The 13348-nt window shown below is 69.9% G+C and carries 11 protein-coding genes; 5 read left to right on the top strand and 6 right to left on the bottom strand.

Going from position 1 to position 13348, the window contains the following annotated elements; all coding sequences use genetic code 11:
* Positions 1–221: 221 nt before the first annotated feature.
* Complete coding sequence (locus LTV02_RS20895; RefSeq protein ID WP_408639239.1) at positions 222–3791, top strand: bifunctional RecB family nuclease/DEAD/DEAH box helicase; 3570 nt, start codon at positions 222–224, stop codon at positions 3789–3791.
* On the opposite strand, the gene LTV02_RS20900 is transcribed toward LTV02_RS20895, so the two are convergent.
* Positions 3788–4966 (bottom strand): amino acid deaminase/aldolase, encoded by a 1179-nt coding sequence (locus LTV02_RS20900; protein WP_067720213.1) that lies wholly within the window; start codon positions 4964–4966, stop codon positions 3788–3790. The genes LTV02_RS20895 and LTV02_RS20900 overlap by 4 nt on opposite strands.
* A gap of 92 nt (positions 4967–5058) precedes the next feature.
* Positions 5059–5544 (bottom strand): TetR family transcriptional regulator, encoded by a 486-nt coding sequence (locus LTV02_RS20905; protein ID WP_233033098.1) that lies wholly within the window; start codon positions 5542–5544, stop codon positions 5059–5061.
* Positions 5545–5971: 427 nt separating this feature from the next.
* On the opposite strand from LTV02_RS20905, the gene LTV02_RS20910 reads away from it, so the two are divergent.
* Entirely contained in the window at positions 5972–6706 is a 735-nt protein-coding gene (locus LTV02_RS20910) for a tyrosine-protein phosphatase (protein WP_233033101.1), read from the top strand.
* 4 nt (positions 6707–6710) lie between these two features.
* On the opposite strand, the gene LTV02_RS20915 is transcribed toward LTV02_RS20910, so the two are convergent.
* Both LTV02_RS20915 and LTV02_RS20920 read right to left on the bottom strand, forming a co-directional pair.
* The gene (locus LTV02_RS20915; protein WP_233033103.1) at positions 6711–7949 is read right to left on the bottom strand and encodes a class I adenylate-forming enzyme family protein; all 1239 of its coding nucleotides are present in this window, start codon (positions 7947–7949) and stop codon (positions 6711–6713) included.
* Between the two features lie 292 nt (positions 7950–8241).
* Positions 8242–9036: an enoyl-CoA hydratase/isomerase family protein gene (locus LTV02_RS20920; RefSeq protein ID WP_233033105.1), complete on the bottom strand. Its 795-nt coding sequence runs from the start codon at positions 9034–9036 to the stop codon at positions 8242–8244.
* A gap of 99 nt (positions 9037–9135) precedes the next feature.
* Here LTV02_RS20920 and LTV02_RS20925 point away from each other — a divergent pair, with 99 nt between their 5' ends.
* Positions 9136–10158 (top strand): glutathione S-transferase family protein, encoded by a 1023-nt coding sequence (locus LTV02_RS20925; protein ID WP_233033107.1) that lies wholly within the window; start codon positions 9136–9138, stop codon positions 10156–10158.
* Here LTV02_RS20925 and LTV02_RS20930 read toward each other — a convergent pair whose 3' ends face one another.
* Positions 10159–10575 (bottom strand): VOC family protein, encoded by a 417-nt coding sequence (locus LTV02_RS20930; protein WP_233033109.1) that lies wholly within the window; start codon positions 10573–10575, stop codon positions 10159–10161.
* A 5-nt stretch (positions 10576–10580) separates the two neighbouring features.
* Entirely contained in the window at positions 10581–11420 is an 840-nt protein-coding gene (locus tag LTV02_RS20935) for a helix-turn-helix domain-containing protein (protein WP_233033111.1), read from the bottom strand.
* A 228-nt stretch (positions 11421–11648) separates the two neighbouring features.
* Between LTV02_RS20935 and LTV02_RS20940 the strand changes: the two genes are divergently transcribed.
* Together LTV02_RS20940 and LTV02_RS20945 are read left to right on the top strand one after the other, a co-directional pair.
* Entirely contained in the window at positions 11649–12368 is a 720-nt protein-coding gene (locus LTV02_RS20940) for a hypothetical protein (RefSeq protein WP_067720196.1), read from the top strand.
* Positions 12365–13327 carry an ATP-binding cassette domain-containing protein gene (locus LTV02_RS20945; RefSeq protein ID WP_233033113.1) on the top strand — a complete coding sequence of 321 codons (963 nt, stop codon included), beginning with the start codon at positions 12365–12367 and terminating at the stop codon, positions 13325–13327. The genes LTV02_RS20940 and LTV02_RS20945 overlap by 4 nt, the downstream gene beginning before the upstream one ends.
* Positions 13328–13348: the final 21 nt, after the last annotated feature.

Consider the following 13348-nt stretch of genomic DNA (forward strand, 5'->3'; position numbering starts at 1 on the left):
GTGGGGGTGCGGGAGGTGGGGCGTGAGTCGCGTTGTCCCGCAACATCGCCCGGAAAAGTGGTGTTGACGTGCGGCTGTGCGGGGGGCGGCGGGGCATGGGGTTGGGGCTACCTGGGGGCGCGGGGTGGGGGTGGCAGTCATTACGCTGTTCGCGACTCGGTACGCAGTGACGCGGCGGGCCGGGGCGGGGTGTCGGCGCAGTAGACACAGGAGGGGCGCGATTGATTCTGTTCGGTGATCGTGTCGTGTGCAGCACCGGAGACCTGGTGTCGGCGGCGCGTTGTGAGTTCGCGCTGTTGCGCGCGCTCGACGCCGAACTGGGCCTGGTGCCACCGGTCGAGCGGAGCTCGAGCGGCGCTGACGCGCACCCGGAGTCGAACGCCATCGCACTGTCACCGCTCAGCGACCCGGCCGCCGGGACGCGGTCGTCACTCGCCGACCCGGCTCCCGTGACGCAGTCCGTGCTCGACGCCCCGGCGGTCGGGGTCGCGGCGCCGCTCGGCTTCCCGGCCGGCGGTGACGGGGTGGGGCGCTTCGGTAATGCGGACGCGGGGGTGGCGGTTCGGTGGTCCGGTGGTGGGGCCGGCACGTGGGAGCGGGTGGGCGGGGCGGAACTATCTGCGGCGGAACAGCTTTTGGCGGAGTTGCGGGATCGGCATGGGGACGGTGTGGTGCGGGTGGGGGTGCGCGCCGTCGGTGATGCTTCGAAAATGCTTGCGGCGCTGCGGGATGCGCATGCGGCGACGTTGGGCGCGCTGGCGGCGGGGGTGGAGGCGGTGGCGGGGGCCGTGGTGCTCGATGGGGCGTTCGCGGCGCACAGCGACTTTCTGCTGCGGGACAGTGCGCCGGAGGCGTACGACTATGTGGCGGGGGGCGTGACGCGGCGGCGGGGGGAGATCGCGGCGCTGCTGGCAGCGGCCGGATGTGTGGATGCGTTACAGCGGAACGGGTTACGGGCCGCTTCGCATGCGCGGATCTGGGTCGACGGGGTGGCGGGGGTGCACTCGCTGGCGGATATCTCGGTGGTGTACCGGGCGCGGCGGCAGCGGCTGGAATCGATCGTGGAGGCCAAGCTCGGGGAACTGCTGCCGGTGCAGTGGGGGGATCGGAGATTCCTGGCCTGCGGGCGATGCGACGCCTGTACCGCGGAGCTGGAGGCGCGGCGGGATCTGCTGCTGGTCGCGGGAATGCGGCCGGCGACGCGGGCGCAATTGCGGGACGCGGGGATCACCACGGTGGAGCGGCTGGCGGCGGCGGATGCCACGGTCACCGGTATCCCCGGGCCGGCGTTCACGCCATTGCGGCGGCAGGCCGAATTGCAGATCCTGCGCGAGGAGACCGGGCAACCGGCGCATACGTTGATCGACGCGGCGGCCCTGGCGGCGCTGCCCCGGCCGAACGCGGGGGATCTGTTCGCCAGCTCGGCCACACCCGACGTGATCACGCTGCTGACCAATGCGGCGGCGCCGGGCGCGGACACGGCGGAGGAGCACGACCCCGACGACGCCATGCACCTGCGCTTCACCTTCGCACTGCCGGGCGGACCGGGGCGGGAATCGACGGAATCCACAGGGGCGCAAGGGGTTTACCTGCGGGACGGGACTGGCATCCCGCTGCTGGATTTCCTGGCGGGCTGGCAGCGGGAATTCCCGCACATGCGGATCCACCACTACCGCGGCGGATTGCGCCCGGTACTGAGCACACAGGGCGAGCAGGATCCGGACGGCGAGGACACCGTCGCCGAACTGCTGCCCGCACTGGTGGATCTGTATCCGATCGTGCGCTCGGCCCTGATCGTGGGTGAACGCTCCTACGCCCTGATGGCGCTGCCGCCGAACCGGGAAGCCGGCGGCGACGAACCGGAAGCCGTACTGCGCCTGCGCGATTGGCTGCTGCAGCTGGCGCGCGAGCACGAGGTGACCCCGGCGCGGCGCTGGCTGTACGACTACGCCCAGACCGGCCCGGACGAACTCGAAGCCGCGCTGCGCGAATTCGCCGACTCGGCCCGCGATCACGATGCCGCGCAGGTGGCGGCCGCGTTCACGGCGGCGGCGCTGGGCTATCACCGGCGCGAGCGGCAGCCACTGCGCTGGGCGCACGAGGACCGGCTGGACCATCCCATCGAGGAATGGGCGGACACCCCGGGCGTGCTCATCGCCGACTGGGGCACCGTCGACACCAAATGGCACAGCACCGGAACCCGGCTCATGCGCAGATATCTGACGCTGACCGGCCGGCTCGGGACCGGAAACGCACCACCGCCCGGAACGCCGGTGCTCACCCTCTACGACCGTCCCGTACCGGGCATGACCGCCGAGCCGGGCCGGCGCGCCACCGCCTACGCCACCGTCCTCGGCTGCTCCCTCGACACCAACTTCGAAGACGTGGTGCGCGTGGTGGAGCTGCTGCCGGACGGCTGCGAACCGTACGACGAACTACCCACCGCCATCGCCCCCTGCCCGCCCGGCCGCGACGAACAGCTGGAGGCCGCGCTCGAGGACACCGCGCACCAGCTGCTGGTGACCCTGCCGAACGTCCCGGAGACCGCCGTCTTCGATCTGCTGAGCCGGCGTCCGCCCCGCCTGCGCACCGGCGCCGCGCTCCCGGAGGTGTTCGGCGATCACGCCGCCGCCGTCACCGCCGCCGTGCTCGATCTCGCGAATTCCTATGTGGCCGTGCAGGGTCCGCCCGGCACCGGCAAGACCGACACCACCGCGCGCGTGGTGGAACGCCTCGTCACCCGCTACAAATGGCGGGTCGGCGTGGTGGCCCGCTCACACCAGGTGGTCGAGCACGTCCTCGATGCCGTGGTGCAGGTGGGCGTGCTGCCCGAACTGGTCGCCAAGGCCGACGCGCAGGCGGTCGCGCCGGAATGGCTGCCCATCGAAGCCGATCGCTACGAACGATTCCTCGACAATGCCGTGAACGGCTGCGTGGTCGGCGGCCTGCCGGGCGATTTCACCGACGCCAGCCATATCCCGCGCGACAACCTGGATCTGCTGGTGATCGCGGACGCCGGCAAGTTCCCGCTGGCCGATGCGGTCGCGGTGGGGATCAGCGCCCGGAACCTGCTGCTGGTGGGCGATCCCGCACCGGCGGCGAGCCTGGGCGCGCACGCCGAGCCGATCGCCGAATCCGTGCTGGGCCGGATCGTCGGCGCGCATCGCACACTGCCCGCCGCGTACGGCTACTTCCTGGACCGCACCTGGCGCATGCATCCACGCATGAGCGGACCGGTGTCGCGGCTGCGCTACGACAATCGGTTGCGTTCGAACGAAACCGTCACCCTGGCAAGGGAACTCGAAGGCATCACCCCGGGCGTGCGGACGGTGCCGGTCGAGCATCACGGCAACAGCACCGAATCCGCCGAGGAGGCACGGGAAATCGTGCGGCAGGTGCGCACGCTGCTGGGGCTGTCCTGGCACACCGGCGCGGTGACGCGGCGGCTGCATCCGCACGACATTCTGGTGGTCGCGCCGTATCACGCGCAGGTGGCGCGGATCCGAACCCTGTTGTCGCGGGCCCGGATCGAGGATGTGCTGGTGGGCACGGCCGATCATTTCCAGGGGCGGGAGGCCGCGGTGGTGCTGGTCTCCATGACCACCTCCGCGCCCAAAGACGCCCCGCACGGGGTCGGGAAGCTACTGTCCCGGCACTGGCTGACCAGCGCCATCTCACGCGCCATGTGGGCGGCGATCATCGTGCGATCGCCGCTGCTCACCGAGTATCTGCCCGCGACCGCCACCGAGTTGTCGGATCTCGCGGCGGTATTGCAGCTCGACCGGGTCTAGCCGAAGCACTGCCCTTCGCCGCGGTAGGTGGGCACGGTGGTGCGGGAGCCGTCGCCGTCGACCAGGTGGACCTGGGTGAAACGCTCGCACAGCTCACCGGCTTTGGCATGCCGGAACCACACGCGGTCGCCGATGTGCAGGCCGTCGGCATGGGTGAGCGGGGTCTGCACCTCGCCCGCCCCTTCGGTGCCGATGAGCCGCAAACCCTTGGGCCACACCGGCTTCGGCACCCGCGAGGCGCCCGCCGGACCGGAGGCGATGTAACCGCCGGAGAAGACCGTGGCGATGCCGGGCGCGGGACGGCGCAGCACCGGCATGGCGAAATACATTGCCGGACGCGGGGTTACGGTGCGATACCCGTCGAACAGAGTGGGCAGGTAAAGCCCGGACCCGGCGGTCACCTCGGTGACGTCCGGATCGGAGATACTGAACTCGATGGATCCGGTCCCGCCGGAATTGACGATCTCCAGCTCCCCGGCCTCGCTGCGCACCGCGTCCAGCACCGCGCGCCGCCGCCGCAGGATCTCCGCCCCGGACGCCTTCTTCACCAGGCGCACAGCGAGATTGGTGTCCGGCAGCCCGGCGATCTGCGCCTCGTAGGTCATCACGCCGACCACGTCGAACCCGCGCCGGCGCGCCTCGGCGGCCAGCCGCGCGGCCTGCTCCGGCGTCCGGATCGGCGAGCGCCGCACCCCCAGGTGCAGCGGCCCGATGCGCAGCGACGCGTCCACGTCGATGCACACCCGGGGCGACACCTTGTCGGTGCCTAGGGCGGCGCGGATGAGTTCCAGCTGGTCGACATCGTCGATCATGAGGGTGATGGCGTCCCGCAGCACCGGATCGGCGGCGAGCCGCGCCAGCGACGCCCGGTCGGCGGTGGGATAGCCCAGCAGAATGTCGCGAGCCCCCTCCCCCGCCAGCCAGATCGCTTCGGCGAGTGAGTAACCCATGATGCCCGCGAACCCGCCGTCGGCGGTGAGCTTGGGGCCCAGCACTTCTTCGAGCACCGCGCGGCAGCGCACGGATTTACTGGCCACCCGCACCGGCACTCCGCGCGCACGGCGCACCAGATCGGTGGCATTGGCGCGCAGGGCGGTCAGGTCGACGGCCGCGAGCGGCGGGTCGAGCTCGGCGGTGGCCGCGTGCAGTCCGGCGATCGGCGACGATTCGGTCACCAGTTCATTCGATCACGAACTTGGTCACTCGTCCAGCATTAGTTGCGGGGGAACCCCGAAGGTCCGGGCAGGCTCGGGTGCGCCGGCGGAAATCAGGCGTCGATCGCTTTGGTGGACAGGTAGGACACCAGATCGTCCAGCACGACCAGCGAGGTCTCGTCGTCGCAGTCGGCCAGCCAGCGCAGCACCATGCCCTGGATCACCGCCACCAGATAGGCGGCCAGCGCGTCGGCCGGCTCCAGCCACTGGGTCCCGGACCGCTGGGCGCACAACCCGAGCAGCGAGGACACCTCGGCATCGAGTTCCTTGAAGGCCGCGGTGGCGACCGGATCGGGCACACAGACCGACTGATCCTGGTTCTCCCAGCGCCGCCGCAGCATGGCCAGGGTGTGCTCGTAGGCGCGGATCTGCTTGTCCGGGGTGGACTTCAGGATCGGCCACAGCGTGCTCAGTCCGGCATGCAGCAGTATTCGCAAGGCACGGTTACCGGTGAAGTCGAGAGACGCGGCGGTCTTCTCGATTGCCTCGATCATGGCCGGACGAAGTCCGACCTGGATCATTTCTCCACTAGCGTTCAACGACGACTCCCTTTGAAAGAACTCGCGCACCTCTGCTGCGCGGCTCGCTCAACGGGTTGCAGATCGGCACTGATCCCCTGGGGCAGGACCCGGCGTACCCGTTCACGAGTATCGATGCTACGTCGTTTTCTGGCATCGCGACCAGCTTTGATAGCTGTTTTCGTACCTGAGGATTGTTTCGTTACCTAATCGGAACAGGCTCGCGATCGAATGGGAATCGCCCGAATTCTCGAATCGCCCGGTAAACCCAACATTGGGACCAAGCGGTATTTTACGGATGTGGGTAAGCACATAGATAGCGACTGTGCCGGAACCCACAGGATTCACCCCGCGCCGAGCCCAATTCGATCCTCGCGAACCGCACAATTCACCCCATCTACCGGGCTTGGTTCACCCTGGACCACACGCTCACGGTTAGCCTGAGCCGGTGACTTCTGCGCGCCCCGACCAATTCCTCATCTCCGGCACCTTCAACTTCCGCGATGTGGGCGGAGCCCGCACCACCGGCGGGAACACGGTCCGGGAGGGAGTGCTCCTGCGTTCCGCCCAGCTCAGCCGGCTCGACGCACCCGGTCAGGCCACCCTGCTCGGCCTCGGCGTCACCGACGTGCACGATCTGCGTGGGTACAAGGAGATCGACTTCATCGGCCACGACGCCCTGCCCGAGGGCGTGAACCTGCACGTCACGCCGTTCGATTCGCGGATGGGCGAGACCCCGCCGCACGAGGCCCGGCGCAACGTCACCGCGTCCGCGCACATGCTCGAGGTGTACCGCGAGTTCCCGGCCATGCCCGAAGCACACCTGGCCATCAAGAAGCTGGCCGATTCGGTGCTGACCGGCACCGCGCTGGTGCACTGCGCGGCGGGCAAGGACCGTACCGGCTGGTCCATCGCCACCCTGCTGCGCGCGGTCGACGTCACCGAGGAGGACGTCTACGCCGACTACCTGCTCAGCAATGACGCGGTGCCGACCCTGCGCTCGTTCATGACCTCCGCGCTGGACGAGGAGCTGTCCGACGATCTGCTCGGCGTGAAGCCGGAGTACCTGGAGACGGCCACCAAGTCGATGCTGGACATGTACGGGGACGTGGGCGGCTACCTGAACGAGGTCGGGATCACGCCGGAGCTGCGGGACGCGCTGCGCGCCCGGCTGGTCGGCTGACACCTCACTCCGCTGCGGCGCGACGGACCAGACCGTCCGCATCGATGCTCACCTGATTGCCGGTGTGGAACCACGAGCCGGTGAAACGCGACTCGGTGGTCTGCGGGTCGTTCCAGTAGCGCGGGGCCACATTCGGGCCGCGACAGAGCAATTCACCCTGCCCGGTCGCGGCCTGCGGGCCCCACAACGCCAATTCGGTACCGCCGAAAGCGAATCCGAGCCCGTCCCGCGGACACGCCCCGTCGTCACGGGCCAGGCCGATCCCGCTGGTCTCGGTCGCGCCCCAGACCGACCACTGACGAGCCTCGGGGAAGACCTCGCGCAGCGTGGTGGACACCGACTCGGACACGGCCGGGTCGGCGGCGGCGAGTTCGGCGCGATGGCCCGCGCTGCACACCTGCCGCACCCCTTCCAGCCGCAGCCCGGCCAGGCCCGGCAGCAGGCCGGCGAAGATGCGCGGCGTCGCCGACACCATGTCGATGCGTTCGGCCACAAGGGTTTCCGGCACGGCCGCCGGATCCGGGCTGAGCACCACGGTGCCGCCCACCGCGAAGGTCGGCAGCAGCTGGTCCACGCAACCGCTCGCGTGCGCCAGCGGGGCCAGCACCAGATTGCGCAGGCCCTCGGTGGGCAGATCCAGCGCGCCCACCACCGAGCGAATGGCGGAGAGCAGGTTCTCGTTGGTCAGTTCCACCCCGCGCGGACCCGGTTCCAGCCCGGGGCTGGTGTAGCAGAGCAGCGCCAGCTCACCCAGCGACGCGCCGTCGTCGATGAACGCCGCGCCGTCGGGCAGCGCCGCCGTGTACCCGGCCGCGCGCCCGCCGCCGTCCAGCACGAAGTCGGCGCAGGAATCGCGAATCACCTGCCGCGCCACCGAGTCCGGCAGCCCGTCGGGCACCAGCACCGGCACCGCGCCCGAGAGCAGTGCGCCCAGGAACGCCTGCACCCAGCGCGCGCCGACCGGCATGCGCACGGCCACCCGGTCGCCGTAGCCGATGCCGTGCTCCTGCAGACCGCCCGCGATGCGCGAGGCCGAGTACCAGAGTTCGCGGTAGGTGAGCCGGGGTCCGCCGATCTCCACCACGGCTTCGCGCGCGGCGAAGGTGTGCACCTGGATATCCAATAGCTCGGTGAGCGCGGGGGTCAGATTGCCGTAGCGCAGGACACCGTCCGCGCCGCGCGCAAGCGGGTTGTCGCACCAGGCATTTCGCGTGTGCGGATACTCCACCAGTAACTGCGACATCCTCGTCCCTCCGAGTGCCTCGAGCCCTGCCAGGCATCTGTGACTATATGATGCACATCACACTCGTGGGCGGATTGTCGGCAAACCGATGTCACGCTTTCACACCCCGGAAACACACCTCCGCCCGGTGAAACCGGACTTCCCCGCACCGTTCGCCGGGAAACCCGATGCTCAGCGTGTCGCGAAAGGTTCGCGCGGCGGCATGTTTCCGAATGCTCCGCAAGGGTCGCTCCCCGGCTGCCCGGTGGTTGCGCCGCCGCGGAGCGGAAGCGCAATTGCGGGTGGAGAGCCGCTATTTTCCTGTGTACGTGGCCTTTCCGGGACCGACGTCCAGGAAGCTGCGCACGGCCCCCTTCAAGTCTTCGGTGCCGAACAGTTGCCCGGATACCTCCGGGGTCACCGAATCCGCGTGCGCCACACCGCCGGAACGCCAGGCGCCGATGATCTCCTTGGTCGCGGCGTGCGCCTTGGTCGGGCCGTTGGCGAGCTTGTCCAGCAGCGCGCGGGCCGCGGCGTCGACATCCTCGTGCACCGCGTTCACCACGCCCCATTCGGCCATGGTCGCGGCGTCGTAGAGATCGGCGGTCATGACGAATTCGCGGGCGCGCCCGGAACCCGCGCGCTCGGCCAGCCGCTGCGGGCCGCCCATGGACGGGGTCAGGCCGACCACGGTCTCCACCAGACCGAACTTGGCCTTGGGCGCGGCCAGGATGATGTCGCAGGCCAGCGCGATCTCGAAGGCGGCGGTCAGGGTCAGCGCGTGCGCGGCGAAGATGACCGGGCAGGGCAGCGCCTCGAGGGGATGGATGATGCGCGCGAACAGGTCCTGCCACAGCTGCGCGCCCTCGTCCGGGGTGAGACCGTCGAAGACGTGCACGTCGACGCCGCCGGAGACCAGCTTGCCCTCGGTGCGGTAGAGCAGCGCGCGGGGCGGATTCGCGGCCAGCTCGGCGAGATCGGAGGCGATCGATTCCAGCAGCGCCTTGTCGTAGAGGTTCAGCGGCTGATGGTCGACGGTCAGCACGGCGGCCTCCGCCCCACCGGCGGTGACGATGCGTTCCAGGCGAGTGGGCTTCGAATCAGTCATGAGACACAATGTAGGCGGTGTCCCAAATTAGGGGAAGGGTGGCCTCGCGGACCGCGCGCACCACCGGACCCCGCGGCGGCCGTCTGCAAGACTGGGCGAGTGACCACGTCAAAGTCGGAGCCGGGCACCTACGTCGAGCCGGGCGAGTTCAAGCGGGACACGAACTACATCACCACGCGGATCACCGCGGACGGGCGCGAAGGGTATCCGGTCGAACCCGGACGCTACCGCCTGGTCGCGGCGCGCGCCTGCCCGTGGGCCAACCGGACGCTGATCGTGCGGCGGCTGCTGGGGCTGGAATCGGTGCTGTCGCTGGGCTTGTGCGGGCCGACGCACGACAAGCGCAGCTGGACTTTCGATCTGGATCCGGGCGAGGTGGACCCGGTGCTGGGGATTCATTTCCTGGCCGACGCGTATTTCAAGCGGTATCCGGACTACCCGCGCGGGATCACCGTGCCCGCCATTGTCGACGTGCCGACCGGTCAGGTCGTCACCAATGACTACGCGCAGATGACCCTGGACTTCTCCACCGAGTGGACCGAGTTCCATCGCGAGGGCGCGCCCCAGCTGTACCCGGAAGATCTACGGGCCGAGATCGATTCGGTGAACCGGCGGGTGTACACCGAGGTCAACAATGGCGTGTACCGGTGCGGGTTCGCCGGCGACCAGGCGGCCTACGACGCCGCTTACGACCGGCTGTTCACGGCACTGGACTGGTTGAGCGAGCGGCTGGCGGGTCAGCGCTACCTGGTGGGCGACACCATCACCGAGGCCGATGTGCGGCTGTTCACCACGCTGGTGCGGTTCGATCCGGTGTACCACGGGCATTTCAAGACCAATCGGCAGAAGCTGACCGAGATGCCGGTGCTGTGGGATTACGTGCGCGACCTGTACCAGACCCCCGGGTTCGGCGACACTATCGACTTCCAGCAGATCAAAGAGCACTACTACATCGTGCACACCGACATAAACCCGACGCGGATCGTGCCGAAGGGCCCCGATCTGGGCAACTGGCTCACCCCGCACGGGCGGGAAGCGCTGGGCGGCAACCCGTTCGGCACGGGCACGCCGCCCCCGCCGCCGGTACCCGCCGAACGGGTACCGGCGGGGCATCAGCCCTGATCAGCGCCCCTCGCCGCGATAAGTGCCGAAACTCCAGTAGACGCCCTCGGGGTCGCGGCAGGTGAAACCGCGTGATTCGTAATCGGTTTCGTCGCGCAGTTCGCGGGTGACGGTCGCGCCGGCGGCAAGCGCGCGTTCGTAGAGGGCATCCACCTCGTCGGTGACGATGTAGGCCGAGCCCGCCCCGGGGACCGCGCAGGCCAGCGCGCCCTCGGGGTTGGCGGTGCCGAGCATGATGCCGCCGCCGCCCGGCCAGGCCAGTTCGGCGTGGTGGACATTGCCGGCGTCGTCGCCGTGCCGAGCGGTGGTGACGAAGCCGAAAGCCTGCTCCAGGAAGGCGATCGCTGCGACGGCGTCGCGATAGACGAAAGTCGGCCAGACGATGGCCGCGGTCCGTACCGAAGTTGTCTCTGTCATGGGATCTACGGTGCCGGGGCGGGGGCCGGTTGGTCTTGGACGAATGGGAACTCCTCGCGTTCCCGCCAGACCGAGGGCGGCATACCGGCCAGTTCGCGCCATTCCCGGGCCATATGGGCCTGGTCGTAATACCCGGTCTCGATGGCGACCTCGGCGAGGCTCGGGGCCTGCGGCAGGCGCAGCAGGCCGTGCGAGCGCTCGAAGCGGGTGATCCGGGCGGCGTCCTTGGGGGTGATGCCGAACTCGGCGGCGAATCGATTGCCGAGATGCCTTCGGCTCCAGCCGATCTCGTCGGCGACGGCGGCCACCCGCACCGCCGGGTCCGGAGCGGTCAGCAGTTCCCAGGCGCGGGCCAGTTCCGGGTCCCACGGCACCGGGCGCACCTGCCGCAGCAGGATCTCGTCGAAGACGGCGAAGCGTTCCGGCCAATCGGCGGCGGTGGCCAGGCGCTCCCACAGCTCGCCCGCCCGCGCGCCGAGCACCTCGCGCAGATCCACGATCCAGGAACCCAGGGCCGCGGCCGGGATGCCGAACAGCGCACGGCAGCCCTTCGGGGTCAGCGCCAGCTGAATGCCGTGCTGGAAACCGTGGTGCGCGATCACGGCCGGGCGGACGGTCAGCCCGCTGGCCAGCATGTCCCACTTGGCCCCCGCCTGCTCCGGATGCGAGGACACCGGCACGTCCACCGGCTCGTCGATGGTCACGATCACCGTCAGCGCGGTGCCCGGCATGCCCACGTGCGTGCCCGGTTCGAACCCGCGCAGCAGATAGCCCTCGTACCCGAGGACATACTCGCGCAGCCGCGGATCCGGTGACCCGCTCGCGCCTTCGGACACACCCGCCACCCGTCCACGGTATGCCGATTCCGATCTCCGCGCCGCCGGACCACCCGCCGGCGGCCATGCTTACCCGTGCGCCCTCCGGTTACTCGGGGAGGGAGCACCGGCTCTGCGCGCGGCGGACGGGACACGCGGAGGGCTCGGGGTGCGCAGGAACCGGCATCCGTCGCGAATCGTTGTGCCGGTGCCATAGAGTTTCGGTCGGAGGACCGCACGAAGAATGGGGTGTTGTCGATGTTCAAGACCGGGCTCGAGAAGACTGTCGTTTCGCTGCTCGAGAACGGGTCGCAGATGCAGGCGCCCGCGGTCGCGAAATACGTGAAGAAGCTGCGGGACTCGCATCCGGGCGAGTCGCCCGCGCAGATCATCGCGCGCATCGAGAAGCTCTACCTCACCGCCGTCACCGGCAGCGGGACCGCGGTCGGCGCCACCGCCGCGGTGCCGGGCGTGGGAACCATCGCGTCGGTGGCCGCCATGAGCGCCGAGACCGCGTTCTTCCTGGAAGCGTCCGCCGTGTTCACCCTCGCCGTGGCGGCCGTGCACGGGGTCGCGCCCGAGGACAAGGAGCGCCGCCGGGCCCTGGTGCTGGCGGTGGTCATGGGCGAGAGCGGCATGGAGATCGTGCAGAAGAGCGTCGGCGCTTCGGCCAAGAACTGGGGCACGCTGCTGGCCGGCAAGATTCCGGGCATCAACTCCATGAACGACAACCTCATGAAGAAGTTCCTCATGCAGTTCATCGCCAAGCGCAGCGCGCTCATGTTCGGCAAGGTGCTGCCCGCCGGGATCGGCGCCGCCATCGGCGGTTTCGGCAACCGCGCGCTGGGCCATCGGACGATCGACAACGCCCGCCAGGCTTTCGGCGCGCCGCCCAAGTTCTGGCCGCAGCCCCTGGTCATCGACGCCGACCCGCTGACCGCCGTGGAAGCGCCCAAGCCGCAGGCCACCCAGCAGTGAGCCAGGCCCGGCCGCTCGCCTTCGCCGCCGCGGGACTGAGCAAGAGTTTCGAAACCGTCACCGCGGTGGCGAATGTGAGTTTCGTGGTGCCCGCGGGCAAGGTCGCCGCCCTGGTGGGGCCGATGGGCGCGGGCAAGACCACGGTGCTGCGCATGCTGCTCGGCCAGCTGCGGCCGACCTCCGGGTCGGCCAGCGTGGGCGGGCCCGGGTCCGGGGTGCGGGCGGGGCGGCAGGCGATCGGGGCGGTGCTGTCCCCGCGCGGCCTGCACCCGGCGCGCACGGTGCGCGGTCAGCTTCGCGTATACGCCGCTGCCGCAGGGGTTTCCGACGCCCGGGTCGACGAATTGCTGACGCTGGTGCGCCTGGATCAGGCGGCCGGTGAGCGCATCGCCACCCAATCCCCCGGCGCGCAAACCCGTTTGGCGTTGGCGGCCGCCCTGCTCGGCAATCCGCCGCTGCTCCTGCTCGATGATCCGGCGGCCGGACTGGATGCCGCCGAAACCGCCTGGCTCAACGAGTACCTGCACGGCCACGCCCGGCGCGGCGGCACCGTCCTGCTCACCTCGCGCACCCTCAGCGCGGCCATCCCGGTCGCCGACGAGCTGATCGTCATGGACCACGGCAAGATCGTCTACCAGGGCAGCCCCGCGCGTCTGCGCCGCAGCCATCCCGATCGCATCCTGGTGAAGTCCTCCAGCCAGATCGCCCTCGCCACCGCCCTGGCCGCACGCGGTCACACCGATGCCGTCATGCGCCCCGACGGCCGCCTCGCCGTCGCGGAAACCACCCTGGCGCAACTGGAATCGGCCGCGGCTTCGGCGCGCGTGCAGCTCACCGAGATCGCCTCCGAACACATCCACCCGGACCAGGTGCTGGCCGCCCTCACCCGTCCCGCCACCCCGGCGCACCCTGCCCCGGTCTACCCCACCATGGCGCCCGCGCACGGGATGCCGCGTTGACCACCGGCCTGCGCATGTTCA

The sequence above is a fragment of the Nocardia yamanashiensis genome, from assembly GCF_021183565.1.
GTDB classification, from domain to species: domain Bacteria; phylum Actinomycetota; class Actinomycetes; order Mycobacteriales; family Mycobacteriaceae; genus Nocardia; species Nocardia yamanashiensis.

Excerpts from the sequence above, each read along its gene's own strand:
- LTV02_RS20920 (WP_233033105.1), bottom strand. The coding sequence starts at position 9,036 with ATGACTGATTCGAAGCCCACTCGCCTGGAACGCATCGTCACCGCCGGT.
- LTV02_RS20940 (WP_067720196.1), top strand. The coding sequence starts at position 11,649 with ATGTTCAAGACCGGGCTCGAGAAGACTGTCGTTTCGCTGCTCGAGAAC.
- LTV02_RS20930 (WP_233033109.1), bottom strand. The coding sequence starts at position 10,575 with ATGACAGAGACAACTTCGGTACGGACCGCGGCCATCGTCTGGCCGACT.
- LTV02_RS20915 (WP_233033103.1), bottom strand. The coding sequence starts at position 7,949 with ATGTCGCAGTTACTGGTGGAGTATCCGCACACGCGAAATGCCTGGTGC.